General features: G+C 69.7%; 12 protein-coding genes. All 12 read right to left on the bottom strand.

The features are described from left to right. Nucleotides 1–331: 331 nt before the first annotated feature. The 12 genes from OO63_RS37250 to OO63_RS37305 all read right to left on the bottom strand — a co-directional run bounded on the left by OO63_RS37250 (nt 332) and on the right by OO63_RS37305 (nt 13,527). The gene (locus tag OO63_RS37250; RefSeq protein WP_030357313.1) at nt 332–1,099 is read right to left on the bottom strand and encodes a DUF3159 domain-containing protein; all 768 of its coding nucleotides are present in this window, start codon (nt 1,097–1,099) and stop codon (nt 332–334) included. A gap of 3 nt (nt 1,100–1,102) precedes the next feature. Continuing rightward, nucleotides 1,103–1,513: an OB-fold nucleic acid binding domain-containing protein gene (locus tag OO63_RS37255; RefSeq protein ID WP_078619604.1), complete on the bottom strand. Its 411-nt coding sequence runs from the start codon at nt 1,511–1,513 to the stop codon at nt 1,103–1,105. Nucleotides 1,514–1,679: 166 nt separating this feature from the next. Beyond that, nucleotides 1,680–2,363 (bottom strand): response regulator, encoded by a 684-nt coding sequence (locus OO63_RS37260; RefSeq protein ID WP_030357315.1) that lies wholly within the window; start codon nt 2,361–2,363, stop codon nt 1,680–1,682. Between the two features lie 74 nt (nt 2,364–2,437). Then, nucleotides 2,438–4,984 carry a sensor histidine kinase gene (locus OO63_RS37265; RefSeq protein WP_030357316.1) on the bottom strand — a complete coding sequence of 849 codons (2,547 nt, stop codon included), beginning with the start codon at nt 4,982–4,984 and terminating at the stop codon, nt 2,438–2,440. 225 nt (nt 4,985–5,209) lie between these two features. Beyond that, nucleotides 5,210–6,436 (bottom strand): alginate lyase family protein, encoded by a 1,227-nt coding sequence (locus OO63_RS37270; protein WP_030357317.1) that lies wholly within the window; start codon nt 6,434–6,436, stop codon nt 5,210–5,212. A 204-nt stretch (nt 6,437–6,640) separates the two neighbouring features. Then, entirely contained in the window at nt 6,641–7,363 is a 723-nt protein-coding gene (locus tag OO63_RS37275) for a potassium-transporting ATPase subunit C (RefSeq protein WP_030357318.1), read from the bottom strand. 6 nt (nt 7,364–7,369) lie between these two features. Beyond that, on the bottom strand, nt 7,370–9,532 hold the full coding sequence (kdpB, locus tag OO63_RS37280) for a potassium-transporting ATPase subunit KdpB (RefSeq protein WP_030357319.1): 2,163 nt from the start codon (nt 9,530–9,532) through the stop codon (nt 7,370–7,372). After that, entirely contained in the window at nt 9,529–11,193 is a 1,665-nt protein-coding gene (gene kdpA, locus OO63_RS37285) for a potassium-transporting ATPase subunit KdpA (RefSeq protein ID WP_030357320.1), read from the bottom strand. The genes kdpB and kdpA overlap by 4 nt, the downstream gene beginning before the upstream one ends. An 8-nt stretch (nt 11,194–11,201) precedes the next feature. Further along, entirely contained in the window at nt 11,202–11,291 is a 90-nt protein-coding gene (gene kdpF, locus OO63_RS42995) for a K(+)-transporting ATPase subunit F (protein WP_033264828.1), read from the bottom strand. 349 nt (nt 11,292–11,640) lie between these two features. Next, on the bottom strand, nt 11,641–12,414 hold the full coding sequence (locus tag OO63_RS37295; protein WP_030357321.1) for a DUF3710 domain-containing protein: 774 nt from the start codon (nt 12,412–12,414) through the stop codon (nt 11,641–11,643). 1 nt (nt 12,415) lies between these two features. Next, nucleotides 12,416–12,922, bottom strand: a complete 507-nt coding sequence (gene dut / locus OO63_RS37300) for a dUTP diphosphatase (protein ID WP_033264831.1) — start codon at nt 12,920–12,922, stop codon at nt 12,416–12,418. 20 nt (nt 12,923–12,942) lie between these two features. After that, a complete protein-coding gene (locus tag OO63_RS37305) occupies nt 12,943–13,527 on the bottom strand; it encodes a PaaI family thioesterase (protein WP_030357323.1) in 585 nt (194 codons plus the stop codon). Nucleotides 13,528–13,574: the final 47 nt, after the last annotated feature.

Below are 13,574 nucleotides of genomic sequence, written 5' to 3' on the forward strand. Positions count from 1 at the left end.
CCACCCACCCGCCCAAACTTGTCCCGGGCCTGCCCGAAAGCCCGGCACCCTCAGCCCCGAACGGGTCACCCCCGTTTCGCGCTCCGCGCTCGTCCTCAATCGCCGGACGGGCTTTCTCCCACCCGCCCGCCCCCGCCAGGGCTTCGGCCCGGGTGGGACGCACAGCCTGCCTCGGCGAAGTCGTTTCAGCCCGTCCGGCGTTTGAGGACGAGGCGCGGAGCGCCGATCGACGGTGCCCCCGTCCCACGGCAACGGGACACCCACCCCCGGGGTCCAGGGGCAGAGCCCCGGGATCGGTGAAGGGGCGGGCCTGGGGCGCCCCGCGAAGGCCCTAGGCCTGGCGCTGCCGCTCCGCGGCCTTTCGCTCCGCCTCGGCCTTCTCCTCGGCCTCCATCTCCGCGAAGACGTCGATCGGAGGCGGCGCCTTCGCCAGGAAGACCCAGGTGAAGTAGACGGCGAGGACCATCGGCGGCAGCTTGAGGGCGATCAGGACCCAGCCGAGCTGCTCGGTGTCGGCCCACCAGTAGAGCGGGAAGAGGATGGCGTACTTGGCGAGGAAGATCAGACCCCAGGCCAGCGACGCCTTCGTGTACGCCTTCTTGCGGCCAGGATTGCGGGTGCGCCAGGAGAGGTTCTCGCGGAAGACGGGACCGAGCAGCAGCCCGAGCAGCGGATAGCCGACGAGCGCGGAGAGGAAGAAGGCGGCGCCGAGCCCGGTGCCGTAGATCATGCCGGGCAGATAGAAGTCCTTGGCGTTGCCCGTGAACATGGCGAAGGCCACGCCGAAGGCGACGCCGAAGACACCGCTGAAGGCGTGCTTGACCGTGTCCCGGCGGACCAGGCGGACCACGACGAGGATCAGCGCCACGGCGAGGGCCGCGATGGCCGACAGGTGCAGGTCCTTGTTGATCGTGTAGATCAACACGAACAGCAGGCCCGGCACCATCGTCTCGACCGTGCCGCGGATGCCGCCGAACGCGTCGAACAGCGCGGCCTGGGTGAGCGCCCTGGTCTCGGCGTCCTGGGCCGCGCGCGCGGCCTGAGCGTCCTGCGGGCGGTCGCCCACGGCCTGGTCGGTCGGCTTGTCGACTGACGTCACCGGTTACTCCCGTCCGAGCGGTCTGAGTTCGTACTTGGGGTTGAAGAGCACTCTGCGGCCGCGGTCTATGGAGATCCGCCCCGACGCGATCAGGCGCCGCCCCGGCTCGATCCCCACGATGGAGCGCCGGCCGAGCCACACCACGTCGAGCGCGGCGGAGCCGTCGAACAGCTCCGCCTCCAGGGCGGGGACGCCGGCGCGGGGCCGCAGGGTGACCGTGCGCAACGTACCAGTAACGGTGACTATCTCGCGGTCGTGGCAGTCACCGATGCGCGTACACCCGGCCGTCTCGGCGTCCTCGCGCAGCTCCTGTGACTCCAGGTCCTCCTGGGAGGACGACAGCCGGTCGAGCATGCGCCGGAAGCGGCCTGCCGGCTTGCCGGATCCAGGGGCAGAACCAGGAACAGCACTCATACCCGAAGCGTACCGGTGGCCACCAGCGCCCCCGCAATGGGTGCGCTCACCTGTGCTGATGCCCGCCCGGGGCGGGCGCCAAGCCTCCGCAGGGCGAATCCCGGCCACCCCTCCCCCCGCCGCGCCCCGCCCTGCCACGCCCCGACGCGCACGCACCCAGGTCGCGCTACCGCTCGAACCGGTATCCCATTCCGGGCTCCGTGATGAAGTGCCGGGGGTGCGCCGGGTCCGCCTCCAGCTTGCGGCGCAGCTGGGCCATGTAGACGCGGAGGTAGTTCGTCTCCGTGCCGTACGAGGGGCCCCACACCTCCTGCAGGAGCTGCTTCTGGCTGACGAGACGGCCCGCGTTGCGCACCAGGACCTCCAGGAGGTGCCACTCCGTGGGGGTCAGGCGTACGTCGCGGCCGTCGCGGTTGACCTTCTTCGCGGCCAGGTCGACGGTGAAGTCCTCGGTGTCGACCATCACGTCGTCCTCACCGGCGCCGGTGGGCTCCGCGCGGCGGACGGCGGCGCGCAGCCGGGCCAGGAGCTCGTCCATGCCGAAGGGCTTGGTCACGTAGTCGTCGGCGCCGGCGTCCAGGGCCTCGACCTTCTCGTCCGAGCTGTGCCGGGCCGAGAGGACCAGGATGGGCACGCGCGTCCAGCCGCGCAGCCCCTTGATCACCTCCACGCCGTCCATGTCGGGCAGACCGAGGTCGAGCACGATCACGTCGGGGTGGCGGGCGGCGGCGAGCTGGAGGGCGGTGGCGCCGTCCGGTGCCGCGTCCACCTCGTACTTGCGTGCCTTCAGATTGATCACGAGGGCGCGTACGATCTGCGGCTCGTCGTCGACCACGAGCACCCGGGTCATTCCTACCTGCCTTTCGGGCTTGTCAGCGCCGCTGACGCGGCTTTCGGTGCCACGTACGGGGCGTTCGGTGGCGGTCACGAGGTCATCTGCGCGGAGAGGTCCGGCACGACGGGCGGTCGTCCGGCCGCCGCCTTCAGTGTGAGCACCATCGTGAGGCCGCCACCAGGAGTGTCCTCCGCGTCGAGGGTTCCCCCCATCGATTCCACGAAGCCGCGGGCGACCGCGAGGCCGAGGCCGACGCCGCTTCCGCGTGGAGCGTCACCGTAGCGTTGGAACGGCTCGAAGATGCGGTCCTTGGCGTCATCGGGTACCCCGGGTCCCCGGTCGACGACCCGCAGTTCCACGCGGTCGCCGAGGGCGCTCGCCGAGACGAACACGGGTTCTTCGTCGGGCGCGTACTTGACGGCGTTCTCCACGATGTTGGCGACCGCGCGCTCCAGGAGTCCCTTGTCGACGGCGACCATGGGCAGGTCCTCGGGGATGTCGAGGACGACGCTGCCGTCGGGGACGCCGCCGAGGGCCATCGGGACCACCTCGTCGAGGTCGATCTCGCGGATCAGCGGGGCGACCGTGCCGGTCTGCAGCCGGGACATGTCCAGGAGGTTGCCCACCAGGTGGTCCAGGCGGTCGGCGCCCGCCTCGATGCCCGCGAGCAGCTCGGCCTGGTCCTCCTCGGACCACTCCACGTCCTCGGAGCGCAGTGAGGTCACGGACGCCTTGATGCCGGCGAGCGGGGTGCGCAGGTCGTGGCTGACGGCGGCGAGCAAGGCGGTGCGGATGCGGTTGCCCTCGGCGAGGGTGCGGGCCTGGTCGGCCTCGGTCTGCAGGCGCTGGCGGTCCAGGACGACGGCGGCCTGCGCGGCGAACGCGGCGAGGACGCGGCGGTCCTCGGCGGGCAGGACGCGGCCGCTCAGGGCGAGCGCCATGTGGTCGCCGACCGGCACGTCCACGTCGGCGTCCTCGGGGCGGCCGACGTGGGCGCGGGCGCCGACGCTGCCCGCGCAGGTCCACGGCGCCACGTCGCTCTCGCGTTCGAGCAGGGCCACGGACTCCATGGCGAAGGTCTCGCGGACGGTCTCCAGGAGCGATTCCAGGCTGTTCTCGCCGCGCAGGACGCTGCCCGCGAGGTGGGAGAGGATCTCGGACTCGGCGCGCAGCCGTGCCGCCTGGTGGGTGCGGCGCGCGGCGAGGTCCACGACAGAGGCCACGGAGATCGCCACGGACACGAAGACGACGATCGCGACGATGTTCTTCGCGTCGGAGATCGTCCACTGGTGCACCGGCGGGGTGAAGAAGTAGTTCAGGAGCAGGGAGCCGAACGCCGCCGACGCCAGGGACGGGACGAGACCGCCGAGCAGGGCCGCCGCCACCGTGAGCGTCAGGAACAGCAGCATGTCGTTGGCGAGACCGAGGTCCGCGTCGACGTTGGTGAGCAGCAGCGTCAGGAGCGCGGGGCCGACGATGCCGACCAGCCAGCCCCAGATGATCCGGGACCGCCCGAGCCGGGCGCCGCGCGCCACGGGCAGCCCGCGCCCCTTGGCCACCTCGCCGTGCGTGACGATGTGCACGTCCAGGTCGGGCCCGGACTCGCGGGCGACGGTGGCGCCGACGCCGGGCCCGAAGATGTACTGCCAGGACTTGCGGCGCGAGGAGCCGAGGACGATCTGGGTGGCGTTGACGCCGCGCGCGAATGCGAGCAGGGCCGCCGGGATGTCGTCGCCGATGACGTGATGAAAGGTTCCGCCAAGGTCCTCCACGAGGGTCCTCTGGACGGCCAGCTCCTTCGGCGAGGCCGCGGTGAGGCCGTCGCTGCGGGCGATGTAGACGGCGAGGATCTCGCTGCCCGAGCCCTTGGCGGCCATGCGGGCGGCGCGGCGGATGAGGGTGCGGCCCTCGGGTCCGCCGGTGAGGCCGACGACGATGCGCTCGCGGGCCTGCCAGGTGGAGCGGATGTTGTGCTCGCCGCGGTACTGCTGGAGGTATTCGTCGACCCGGTCGGCCACCCACAGGAGCGCCAGCTCGCGCAGGGCGGTGAGGTTTCCGGGGCGGAAGTAGTTGGACAGGGCCGCGTCGACCTTGTCGGCCTTGTAGATGTTGCCGTGCGCCATCCGGCGGCGCAGCGCCTGGGGCGACATGTCGACCAGCTCGATCTGGTCCGCCCGGCGCACCACCTCGTCCGGCACCGTCTCGCGCTGCCGGACGCCGGTGATCGACTCGACGACGTCGCCGAGGGACTCCAGGTGCTGGATGTTGACGGTCGATATGACATCGATGCCGGCCGTGAGCAGTTCCTCGACGTCCTGCCAGCGCTTGGCGTTGCGCGAGCCGGGCACGTTGGTGTGCGGCAGCTCGTCCACCAGGGCGACGGCGGGGGCACGGCGCAGCACGGCGTCGACGTCCATCTCGGTGAACTGCGACCCGCGGTACTCCAGCTCCTTGCGGGCGACCTGCTCCAGGCCGTGCAGCATCACTTCCGTGCGCGGACGGTTGTGGTGCTCCACGAAGGCCACTACGCAGTCGGTGCCCCGCTCGATACGACGGTGCGCCTCGGCGAGCATGGCGTACGTCTTGCCGACGCCCGGTGCCGCACCGAGGTAGATCCGTAGCTTGCCGCGTGCCATGGCCTCATTGTCTTCCTGAAACTGCTGTGTACGCAGCGTCGACCTTACGGCCAATAATTACGGCAAATCGGATGAGGCCGACCTTCCTGAGGCTCCTTGACACAACCCTGATGCCCTCCAGCGCGTCCGGTGCGGGGCGAAAGTCGCCACTTTCGGCCGCCCCGGGCAGCACTCGGGGCCGCCCCGGCGAGCGGAGCGCCCCCGAGCCACACGGATCAGCGCGGATCAGCGCGGATTGTCCCCGTGCGTCAGCGTCTCCCAGGCCACGAAGAGGTTGTTGGACCCGGCCGGACGGTTCCGCTCGGTGAGCCGCTGAGTGTTGGCCATGGGCACGCCGAGCCGGTTGTGCAGGGCGTTGTAGCCGACCTCTGTGACCGGCCCGAGGCCGCGGTGCACGGAGCCGCCGCACAGCCATCCGGGCGGCGCCTCGCCCAGCTCGTACTTGGCCTGGAAGCCGAGCGCGTGCTGGAGCCGCTCGCCGACGTCCGTGCCGTACAGGTCCTGGCCCTGGATGCGGCTGGTCTCGGCGACGTGGGCGATGGCGGAGATGCCGTAGCCGGTGTGCGTGAAGTCGCGGCAGGTCTCCTGGGTGAGCCCGGCGACGAAGGTGCCCTGACCCTGCCAGTACTTGACGATCTTCTCGCGGGTGTTGAGGTTCTGGCTCGGCACGGTCTTGGGCAGCGCGCCGTCGGAGGGCAGATAGACGTAGGCGGCGGTGCGCGTGCGGAACTTCGCCATGGCCTTGTCGTACGACGCCTTGTCCTCCAGGAAGACGGAGATGCCGATCGCGGCCTCCATCATCGACAGCTCCCAGTTGCCGTTGGAGTTCGAGCCGTTGATGATCTTCGGGAGGTAGACGGTGCGCAGCATGGTCGCGAAGCGCCCGGAGTTCGCCCAGGTTCCCGTGTACGTGTGCTTGATGATCTCCGCGGCCTTGGGCCAGGAGGAGCCGGCCCAGCCGGTCTGGAGCGGGGCGTTGCTGTTGGTGTGGTCCTTGATGGTGCCGGACCAGGCGTCCATCAGCTCGATCGACTTCTTCGCGTACCGCTCGTCGCGGGTGAGGTACCAGGCGAGGGCGGTGGTGTACGCGGCTATCGCGTCCTCGCGCTCGTCGGTGCAGCCGTGGTTGGGGTTGGAGTACGAGCCGCACTCGACGATCGCGCGGGGCTTGGGGGTGCGCGAGAGGGAGGCGTACTTGCTCCCCATCATCTGGTCGTAGGCGCCCTTCCAGGGCTGGGCGCCCGCGTTCACCTTCTCGCGGGTGAAGTCCAACTGCCCCTTGGATACGGTCACTCCGGGGTGCGCGAAGGTGGCGGGGGCCGCGTCGGCGCGGTCGGCGCCGGGCCAGGCGAGCAGGGTGGCGGCGAGGGCGGCCACCGCGGTGGCCGCGGTCGCGAGGAGGGCCGGGCGTGGTCTGCGGCGGTGGCGTACGGGTGTGGGGGTGGGCGCCATGAAGAGGCCATCCGTTCGTGTATGTGAACCTCAAGTGCCTGTCTGAACACGCGTGTTGAACGGTGACCATAGGTACGGACCTGACTTCCGTCAAGGCTTGAAGGAGGTGGGAAGCGGACGGGAATCGGGCGGCGGAACGGCATGCGTAAGGCCCTCCGCGGTCCGGCGAACCGGACCGCGGAGGGCCTGAGGGCGTCGGGAAGGTCAGCCCTTCTCCGCCACCAGGTGCTTCAACGCGATGTTGAGCTTGAGGACGTTGACGCGCGGCTCGCCCATGAAACCGAGGATCCGCCCGTCGGTGTGGTCGTCGACCAGCTTCTCCACCTGCTTGACGTCCAGACCGTTCCTGTCCGCGACGCGGTGGGCCTGGAGGTCGGCGTACTTCGGGGAGATGTGCGGGTCGAGGCCGGAGCCCGAGGAGGTCACGGCCTCCGCCGGGATGTCCGAGGGCTTGACCTTGTAGTCGGCCGTCTGGTTGTCCTTGATGACGGCGTCCCGGGCGGCGAGGACCTGGGCGCACAGGCCCTCCTGGGCCTTGGGGTCGCAGACCTCCTTGCCGTCCTTCGTCTTCTTGGACCCGGAGTCGCCGGCCAGGTTGGTGGCGCCGGACAGGATCAGCTTGTACTGCGTGTTCACGCTGTTCGTGCCGAGCCCGTTGGACGGCCGGGGCTGGAACCACTTCAGGTCCGGCTCCGGGGTCTCCTGGCCCTTCTTCAGGGGCAGGTCGTAGCGCTGTCCGATCAGCTCGGAGCCGACGACCTTGCCGCCGTCCTTGATCTCGGAGCCGTTGGCCTTGTCGTTGAACAGAGCCTGGGCGACTCCCGTCACGGCGAGCGGGTAGATCACGCCGCAGATGACGGTCAGGACGAGCAGGGCGCGCAGCCCGGCGCCCAGCAACCGGGCGGTGTTTCCTACGGAGTTGTTCATGTCAGGTCACCCAATGCCCGGGATGAGGGAGATGAGCAGGTCGATGATCTTGATGCCGATGAACGGGGCGACGAGCCCGCCGAGACCATAGATCCCCAGGTTGCGCCGCAGCATCCGGTCCGCGCTCATCGGCCGGTACTGCACGCCCTTCAGGGCCAGCGGTACGAGGGCCACGATGATCAGCGCGTTGAAGATGACGGCCGACAGGATCGCGGACTTGGGGCTGGACAGGTCCATGATGTTGAGCTTGTCCAGGCCCGGGTAGACCACCGCGAACATCGCCGGGATGATCGCGAAGTACTTCGCGACGTCGTTGGCGATCGAGAAGGTGGTCAGGGCACCACGGGTGATCAGGAGCTGCTTGCCGATCTCCACGATCTCGATGAGCTTGGTCGGGTTGGAGTCCAGGTCCACCATGTTCCCGGCCTCCTTGGCGGCCGAGGTACCGGTGTTCATGGCCACGCCGACGTCGGCCTGCGCGAGCGCCGGGGCATCGTTGGTGCCGTCACCCGTCATCGCGACGAGCTTGCCGCCGGCCTGCTCGCGCTTGATGAGCGCCATCTTGTCCTCGGGCGTGGCCTCCGCGAGGAAGTCGTCCACGCCCGCCTCGTCGGCGATCGCCTTGGCCGTCAGCGGGTTGTCACCCGTGATCATGACGGTCTTGATGCCCATGCGGCGCAGCTCGTCGAACCGCTCCCGCATGCCCTCCTTGACGACGTCCTTGAGGTGGATGACGCCCAGGACGCGGGCGCCGTCGGTGTCCTCCAGGGCCACGAGCAGCGGCGTGCCGCCCGCCTGCGAGATCGTGTCGGTCAGCTCCTGCGCCTCGGGCGTGACGGTGCCGCCGCGCTCCTCGACCCAGGCGACGACCGAGCCGGTCGCGCCCTTGCGGACCTTGCGCCCGTCCACGTCCACACCCGACATGCGGGTCTGGGCGGTGAAAGCGACCCACTCGGCGCCGGTCAGCTCGCCCTGGTGGCGCTCGCGCAGGCCGTACTTCTCCTTGGCGAGCACGACGATGGAGCGGCCCTCGGGCGTCTCGTCGGCCAGCGACGACAGCTGGGCGGCGTCCGCCACCTCCGCCTCGGTCGTACCGCGCACCGGGACGAACTCGGAGGCCTGGCGGTTGCCGAGGGTGATGGTGCCGGTCTTGTCGAGCAGCAGCGTCGAGACGTCACCGGCGGCTTCCACCGCGCGGCCCGACATCGCGAGGACGTTGCGCTGGACCAGGCGGTCCATGCCCGCGATGCCGATCGCGGAGAGCAGCGCGCCGATGGTCGTCGGGATCAGGCAGACGAGCAGGGCGGCGAGCACGATCATCGACTGCTCGGCGCCCGCGTACACCGCGAACGGCTGCAGCGTGACGACCGCGAGCAGGAAGACGATGGTCAGCGAGGCGAGCAGGATGTTCAGCGCGATCTCGTTGGGCGTCTTCTGCCGGGCCGCGCCCTCGACCAGGTTGATCATCCGGTCGATGAACGTCTCGCCGGGCTTCGTCGTGATCTTGATGACGACGCGGTCGGAGAGGACCTTCGTACCGCCGGTGACGGCCGAGCGGTCACCGCCGGACTCACGGATGACCGGAGCCGACTCACCGGTGATCGCCGACTCGTCGACGCTCGCCACGCCCTCGACGACGTCACCGTCGCCGGGGATCACGTCGCCCGCCTCGCAGACGACCAGGTCACCGATCTTGAGCTCGGTGCCGGGCACCTGCTCCTCGGACCTGCCGTCCGGGGAGAGGCGACGCGCGACGGTGTCCGTCTTGGCCTTGCGCAGGGTGTCGGCCTGGGCCTTGCCGCGGCCCTCGGCCACGGCCTCCGCGAGGTTCGCGAAGATCGTGGTCAGCCACAGCCATGCGGCGATCGCCCAGCCGAACCAGTCGCCCGGGTCCTTGACGGCAAGGACGGTGGTGAGCACCGAGCCGACGAGGACGACGAACATGACGGGCGACTTGACCATCACCCGCGGGTCGAGCTTCTTGATGGCGTCCGGGAACGACTTCAGCAGCTGCTTGGGGTCGAACAGGCCACCGCCGACCTTGCCGTCCTCGGGCTTGTGCCCGGTGGGCACGTCCTGGTGCGGCGCCCGCGTGGGAGTGGCACTGGAGGGAGGGGACGTGGGAGTCATGGAGCCGGGCTCCTCTTGCTTCCTGGTGTCGGTTGTCATGACGCGAGACCCTCTGCGAGGGGCCCGAGCGCGAGCGCCGGGAAGTACGTCAGACCGGTGATGATCATGATGGTGCCGACCAGCAGGCCCGTGAACAGGGGCTTCTCGGTACGGAGCGTGCCCGCCGTGGCCGGGATCGGCTTCTGCTCGGCGAGCGAACCGGCGAGCGCGAGGACGAACACCATCGGCAGGAACCGGCCGAGCAGCATCGCGAGACCGATCGTGGTGTTGAACCACTGCGTGTCCGCGGTCAGACCCGCGAAGGCCGAGCCGTTGTTGTTGGCGCCGGAGGTGAAGGCGTACAGGATCTCGGAGAAGCCGTGGGCACCGCTGTTGGTCATCGAGTTCTTCGGCGTGTCCATCGCCATCGAGGCGCTGGTGAAGCCGAGGACGAGCGCGGGCGTGACGAGGATGTAGCAGGCCGCGAGCTTGATCTCGCGGGTGCCGATCTTCTTGCCCAGGTACTCGGGCGTACGGCCGACCATGAGACCCGCGATGAAGACCGCGATGATCGCCATGATGAGCATGCCGTAGAGGCCGGAGCCGACACCACCGGGCGCGATCTCGCCGAGCTGCATGCCGAGCAGGTTGATGCCGCCGCCGAAGCCGGTGTTGGAGGAGTGGAAGGAGTTCACCGCACCGGTCGAGGTGAGCGTCGTGGAGACCGAGAAGATCGCCGAGGCGCTGATGCCGAAGCGGGTCTCCTTGCCTTCCATGGCGCCGCCCGCGAGGTCGAACGCCGGGCCGCCGTGGTGGAACTCGGTCCACATCATCAGGGCGACGAAGCCGAGCCAGATCGTCGCCATCGTGGCGAGGATCGCGTAGCCCTGCTTGACCGAACCGACCATCTTGCCGAAGGTCCGGGTCAGCGCGAACGGGATGACCAGGATCAGGAAGATCTCGAAGAGGTTCGAGAGGGGGTTCGGGTTCTCGAAGGGGTGGGCGGAGTTGGCATTGAAGTAACCGCCGCCGTTGGTGCCCAGCTCCTTGATGACCTCCTGCGAGGCGACAGCGCCGCCGTTCCACTGCTGCTCGCCGCCCATGAACTGGCCGACGCCGTGGATCCCGGAGAAGTTCTGGATCGCGCCGCAGGCGACCAGGACGATCGCGCCGATGACGGAGATCGGGATGAGGATGCGGACGACACCGCGGACCAGGTCGGACCAGAAGTTGCCGAGCTCACCGGTGCGCGAGCGCGCGAAGCCGCGCACCAGCGCCACGGCGACGGCGATGCCGACGGCGGCTGAGACGAAGTTCTGCACCGCGAGGCCACCGGTCTGCACGACGTGGCCCATGGCCTGCTCGCCGGAGTACGACTGCCAGTTGGTGTTCGCCACGAACGAGGCCGCCGTGTTGAACGCCTGGTCCGGGTCGATGGCCTGGAAGCCGAGCGAGCCGGGCAGCGAGCCCTGGAGCCGCTGCAGCAGGTACAGGAACAGCACGCTCATCGCGGAGAAGGCGAGCACGCCGCGGAGATAGGCGGGCCAGCGCATTTCGGTGTTGGGGTTCGCACCGATGCCCTTGTAGATCCACTTCTCGACGCGCAGGTGCTTGTCGGAGGAGTAGACGCCGGCCATGTAGTCGCCGAGGGGACGGTATGCGAGGGCCAGTGCGGCGACGAGCGCGAGCAGCTGGAGCACACCAGCGAGGACGGGACTCATTTACTGACTCAGAACCTCTCCGGGAACACAAGGGCGAGGACGAGATAGCCCAGCAGGGCGACGGCCACGACGAGGCCGACGATGTTTTCGGCGGTCACAGCTTCGCCACCCCCTTGGCAACGAGTGCCACCAGCGCGAAGACCGCGATCGTGGTGACGACGAAGGCCACGTCGGCCATCGTGTGCTCCTAGATGAGATTCGGAATTACTGACGTGTTGAGGAAACCGCTTCGCTGGCGGGTTTCGATCGCCGTTGACACCTCCCTTACGGGCTTAGGCGCCGCATTGACGACTCTCTTACGCGTTCCGTTTCCACCTGGAAAAACACCGATGGGCCGCACCCCCTATAAGGGAGTGCGGCCCATCGGCCCACGACTTTTCCGATCAACCGGGACCGTCTGTCCGGCGCCCCGCGGTCAGGCGCCCGGACGCGCCGACGGCCGGATCGTCAGCGTACTTCGGTGATTTCCGGCCCGCGCGCGAGCTGGCCCATGCCACCGGAGAACCGCGAGGTCTCCTGGTCCTCCTGCTGGACGCCCTCGGGCACCATCTGCGCGTCGTCCGGCAGCTTGAGGACGATCGGGTCGCGCGGGGCCATGGGACCCTCGCCGCGGACCACGACGGTGTCCCGGAAGATCTGCTCGAGCAGGCCCGCGGCCTGCGGCTGCACGGCCCCCTGCCCGGAGATCACACCGCGCAGGAACCAGCGCGGCCCGTCCACACCGACGAACCTGACCACCTGGAAGCCGCCCGTGCCGTCCGGCAGCTGCACCGGCACCTGTGCGCGCAGCTCCCAGCCGAGCGGACCCTCGACCTCGTCGATGACACCGCCCTGCTGGGTGATCCCCGAGGCGATCTCCTCGCGGACCTCGCCCCAGATGCCCTCGCGCTTGGGGGCGGCGAAGCCCTGCAGCTGCACGGCGCTGTCCTGGAGCACGATGGTGGCCGCGACGATCGCGTCGCCGGCGACCTCCACGCGCAGCTCCATGCCCTCGACCCCGGGCACGAAGAGGCCGCCCAGGTCGACCCGGCCCTCGCCGGGCTCACGGACCTCGGAGACGTCCCAGGGACCGTCGGGGCGCGGCTCCGGCTCCAGCCTCACCCGCTGCGGCTCAGCGCCCTCAGTGTCCTCGGCATCCTCGTTGTCGATGCCGTCGACGACCTGCTCGGCCTCGCTCGCCGCGTCCTCGGCGGCACCGCTCTTCTTGCGACGTCCGAACACGTCACTGTCCTTCCCGGTCGGATACGACCGACGCGTATCGATTCCCACCCGTTTGTTCATCGGCGCTGGCGCCCACGGCGGCATGGCCTCCGGTGGACCCGAATCCCCCCTCGGCCCGCACCGAGCCGGGAAGCTCCGCCACCTCCTGGAAGCGCACCTTCTCGACCTGCTGGACGACCAGTTGGGCAATCCGGTCGAAGCGCTCGAACCGCACGCTCTCGCGCGGGTCGAGATTCACCACGATCACCTTGATCTCCCCACGGTACCCGGCATCAATCGTCCCCGGGGCATTCACCATGGCGACACCGCAGCGTGCGGCGAGGCCCGAGCGGGGGTGCACGAAGGCCGCGTACCCCTCGGGCAGCGCGATGGAGACCCCCGTCGGCAGCACCGCCCGTTCACCGGGCGCCAGTTCGCAGGCCTCGGTCGTCCGCACATCGGCACCGGCATCGCCGGGCTGCGCGTACGACGGCAGCGGTACGTCGGGGTCGACGCGCCGGATCAGCACGTCCAAAGGGGCAGGGTGGGTCACGGGTTCACCTCGAAGGCGCGGGCGCGCCGGATCTGGTCCGGGTCGTTCATGGCCGCGCGGATCTCCTCCGGGCGGCCGTTTTCGATGAAGTGGTCCACCTTCACCTCGATGAAGAGGGCCTCGGCACGCACGGCGACGGGACCTTCGGGCCCGCCGATCCGGCCGGTGGCGGTGGAGTAGATCTTGCGCCCGGCGACGGCGGTCACCTCCGCCTCCAGGAACAGCACGGTGCCGACCGGAACGGGCCGCCGGAAGTCCGTCTCCAGGCGTCCGGTCACGGCGATCACCCGCAGCAGCCAGTTCAGGGAGCCGAGCGTCTCGTCGAGCGCGGTGGCGAGCACGCCGCCGTGCGCGAGCCCCGGGGCTCCCTGGTGCGCCTCGCGCACCGTGAACTCGGCGGTGATGGCGACGCCTTCACCGGCCCGCGCCTCCAGGTGCAGCCCGTGGGCCTGCCCTCCCCCGCACCCGAAACAGTGCTCGTAGTGCGCGCCGATGAGCTCGCCGGGCGCGGGTGCGTCCGGGTGGCGGGCGGGACGTATGGCGTCCGCCGGGGGTGTCAGAGCTGCTGATGTACCACTCACAGGCGCAGACCTTACCTCCGCGTCAGCGGCCGTCGCGCACCGTGCCA

The organism is Streptomyces alboflavus (assembly GCF_000716675.1).
GTDB classification, from domain to species: Bacteria; Actinomycetota; Actinomycetes; order Streptomycetales; family Streptomycetaceae; genus Streptomyces; species Streptomyces alboflavus.

Coding starts and splice junctions, on each gene's coding strand:
- kdpA (WP_030357320.1), bottom strand. CDS start 11,193: ATGAGTCCCGTCCTCGCTGGTGTGCTCCAGCTGCTCGCGCTCGTCGCC.
- OO63_RS37255 (WP_078619604.1), bottom strand. CDS start 1,513: ATGAGTGCTGTTCCTGGTTCTGCCCCTGGATCCGGCAAGCCGGCAGGC.
- OO63_RS37265 (WP_030357316.1), bottom strand. CDS start 4,984: ATGGCACGCGGCAAGCTACGGATCTACCTCGGTGCGGCACCGGGCGTC.
- OO63_RS37270 (WP_030357317.1), bottom strand. CDS start 6,436: ATGGCGCCCACCCCCACACCCGTACGCCACCGCCGCAGACCACGCCCG.
- OO63_RS37260 (WP_030357315.1), bottom strand. CDS start 2,363: ATGACCCGGGTGCTCGTGGTCGACGACGAGCCGCAGATCGTACGCGCC.
- OO63_RS37275 (WP_030357318.1), bottom strand. CDS start 7,363: ATGAACAACTCCGTAGGAAACACCGCCCGGTTGCTGGGCGCCGGGCTG.
- kdpB (WP_030357319.1), bottom strand. CDS start 9,532: ATGACAACCGACACCAGGAAGCAAGAGGAGCCCGGCTCCATGACTCCC.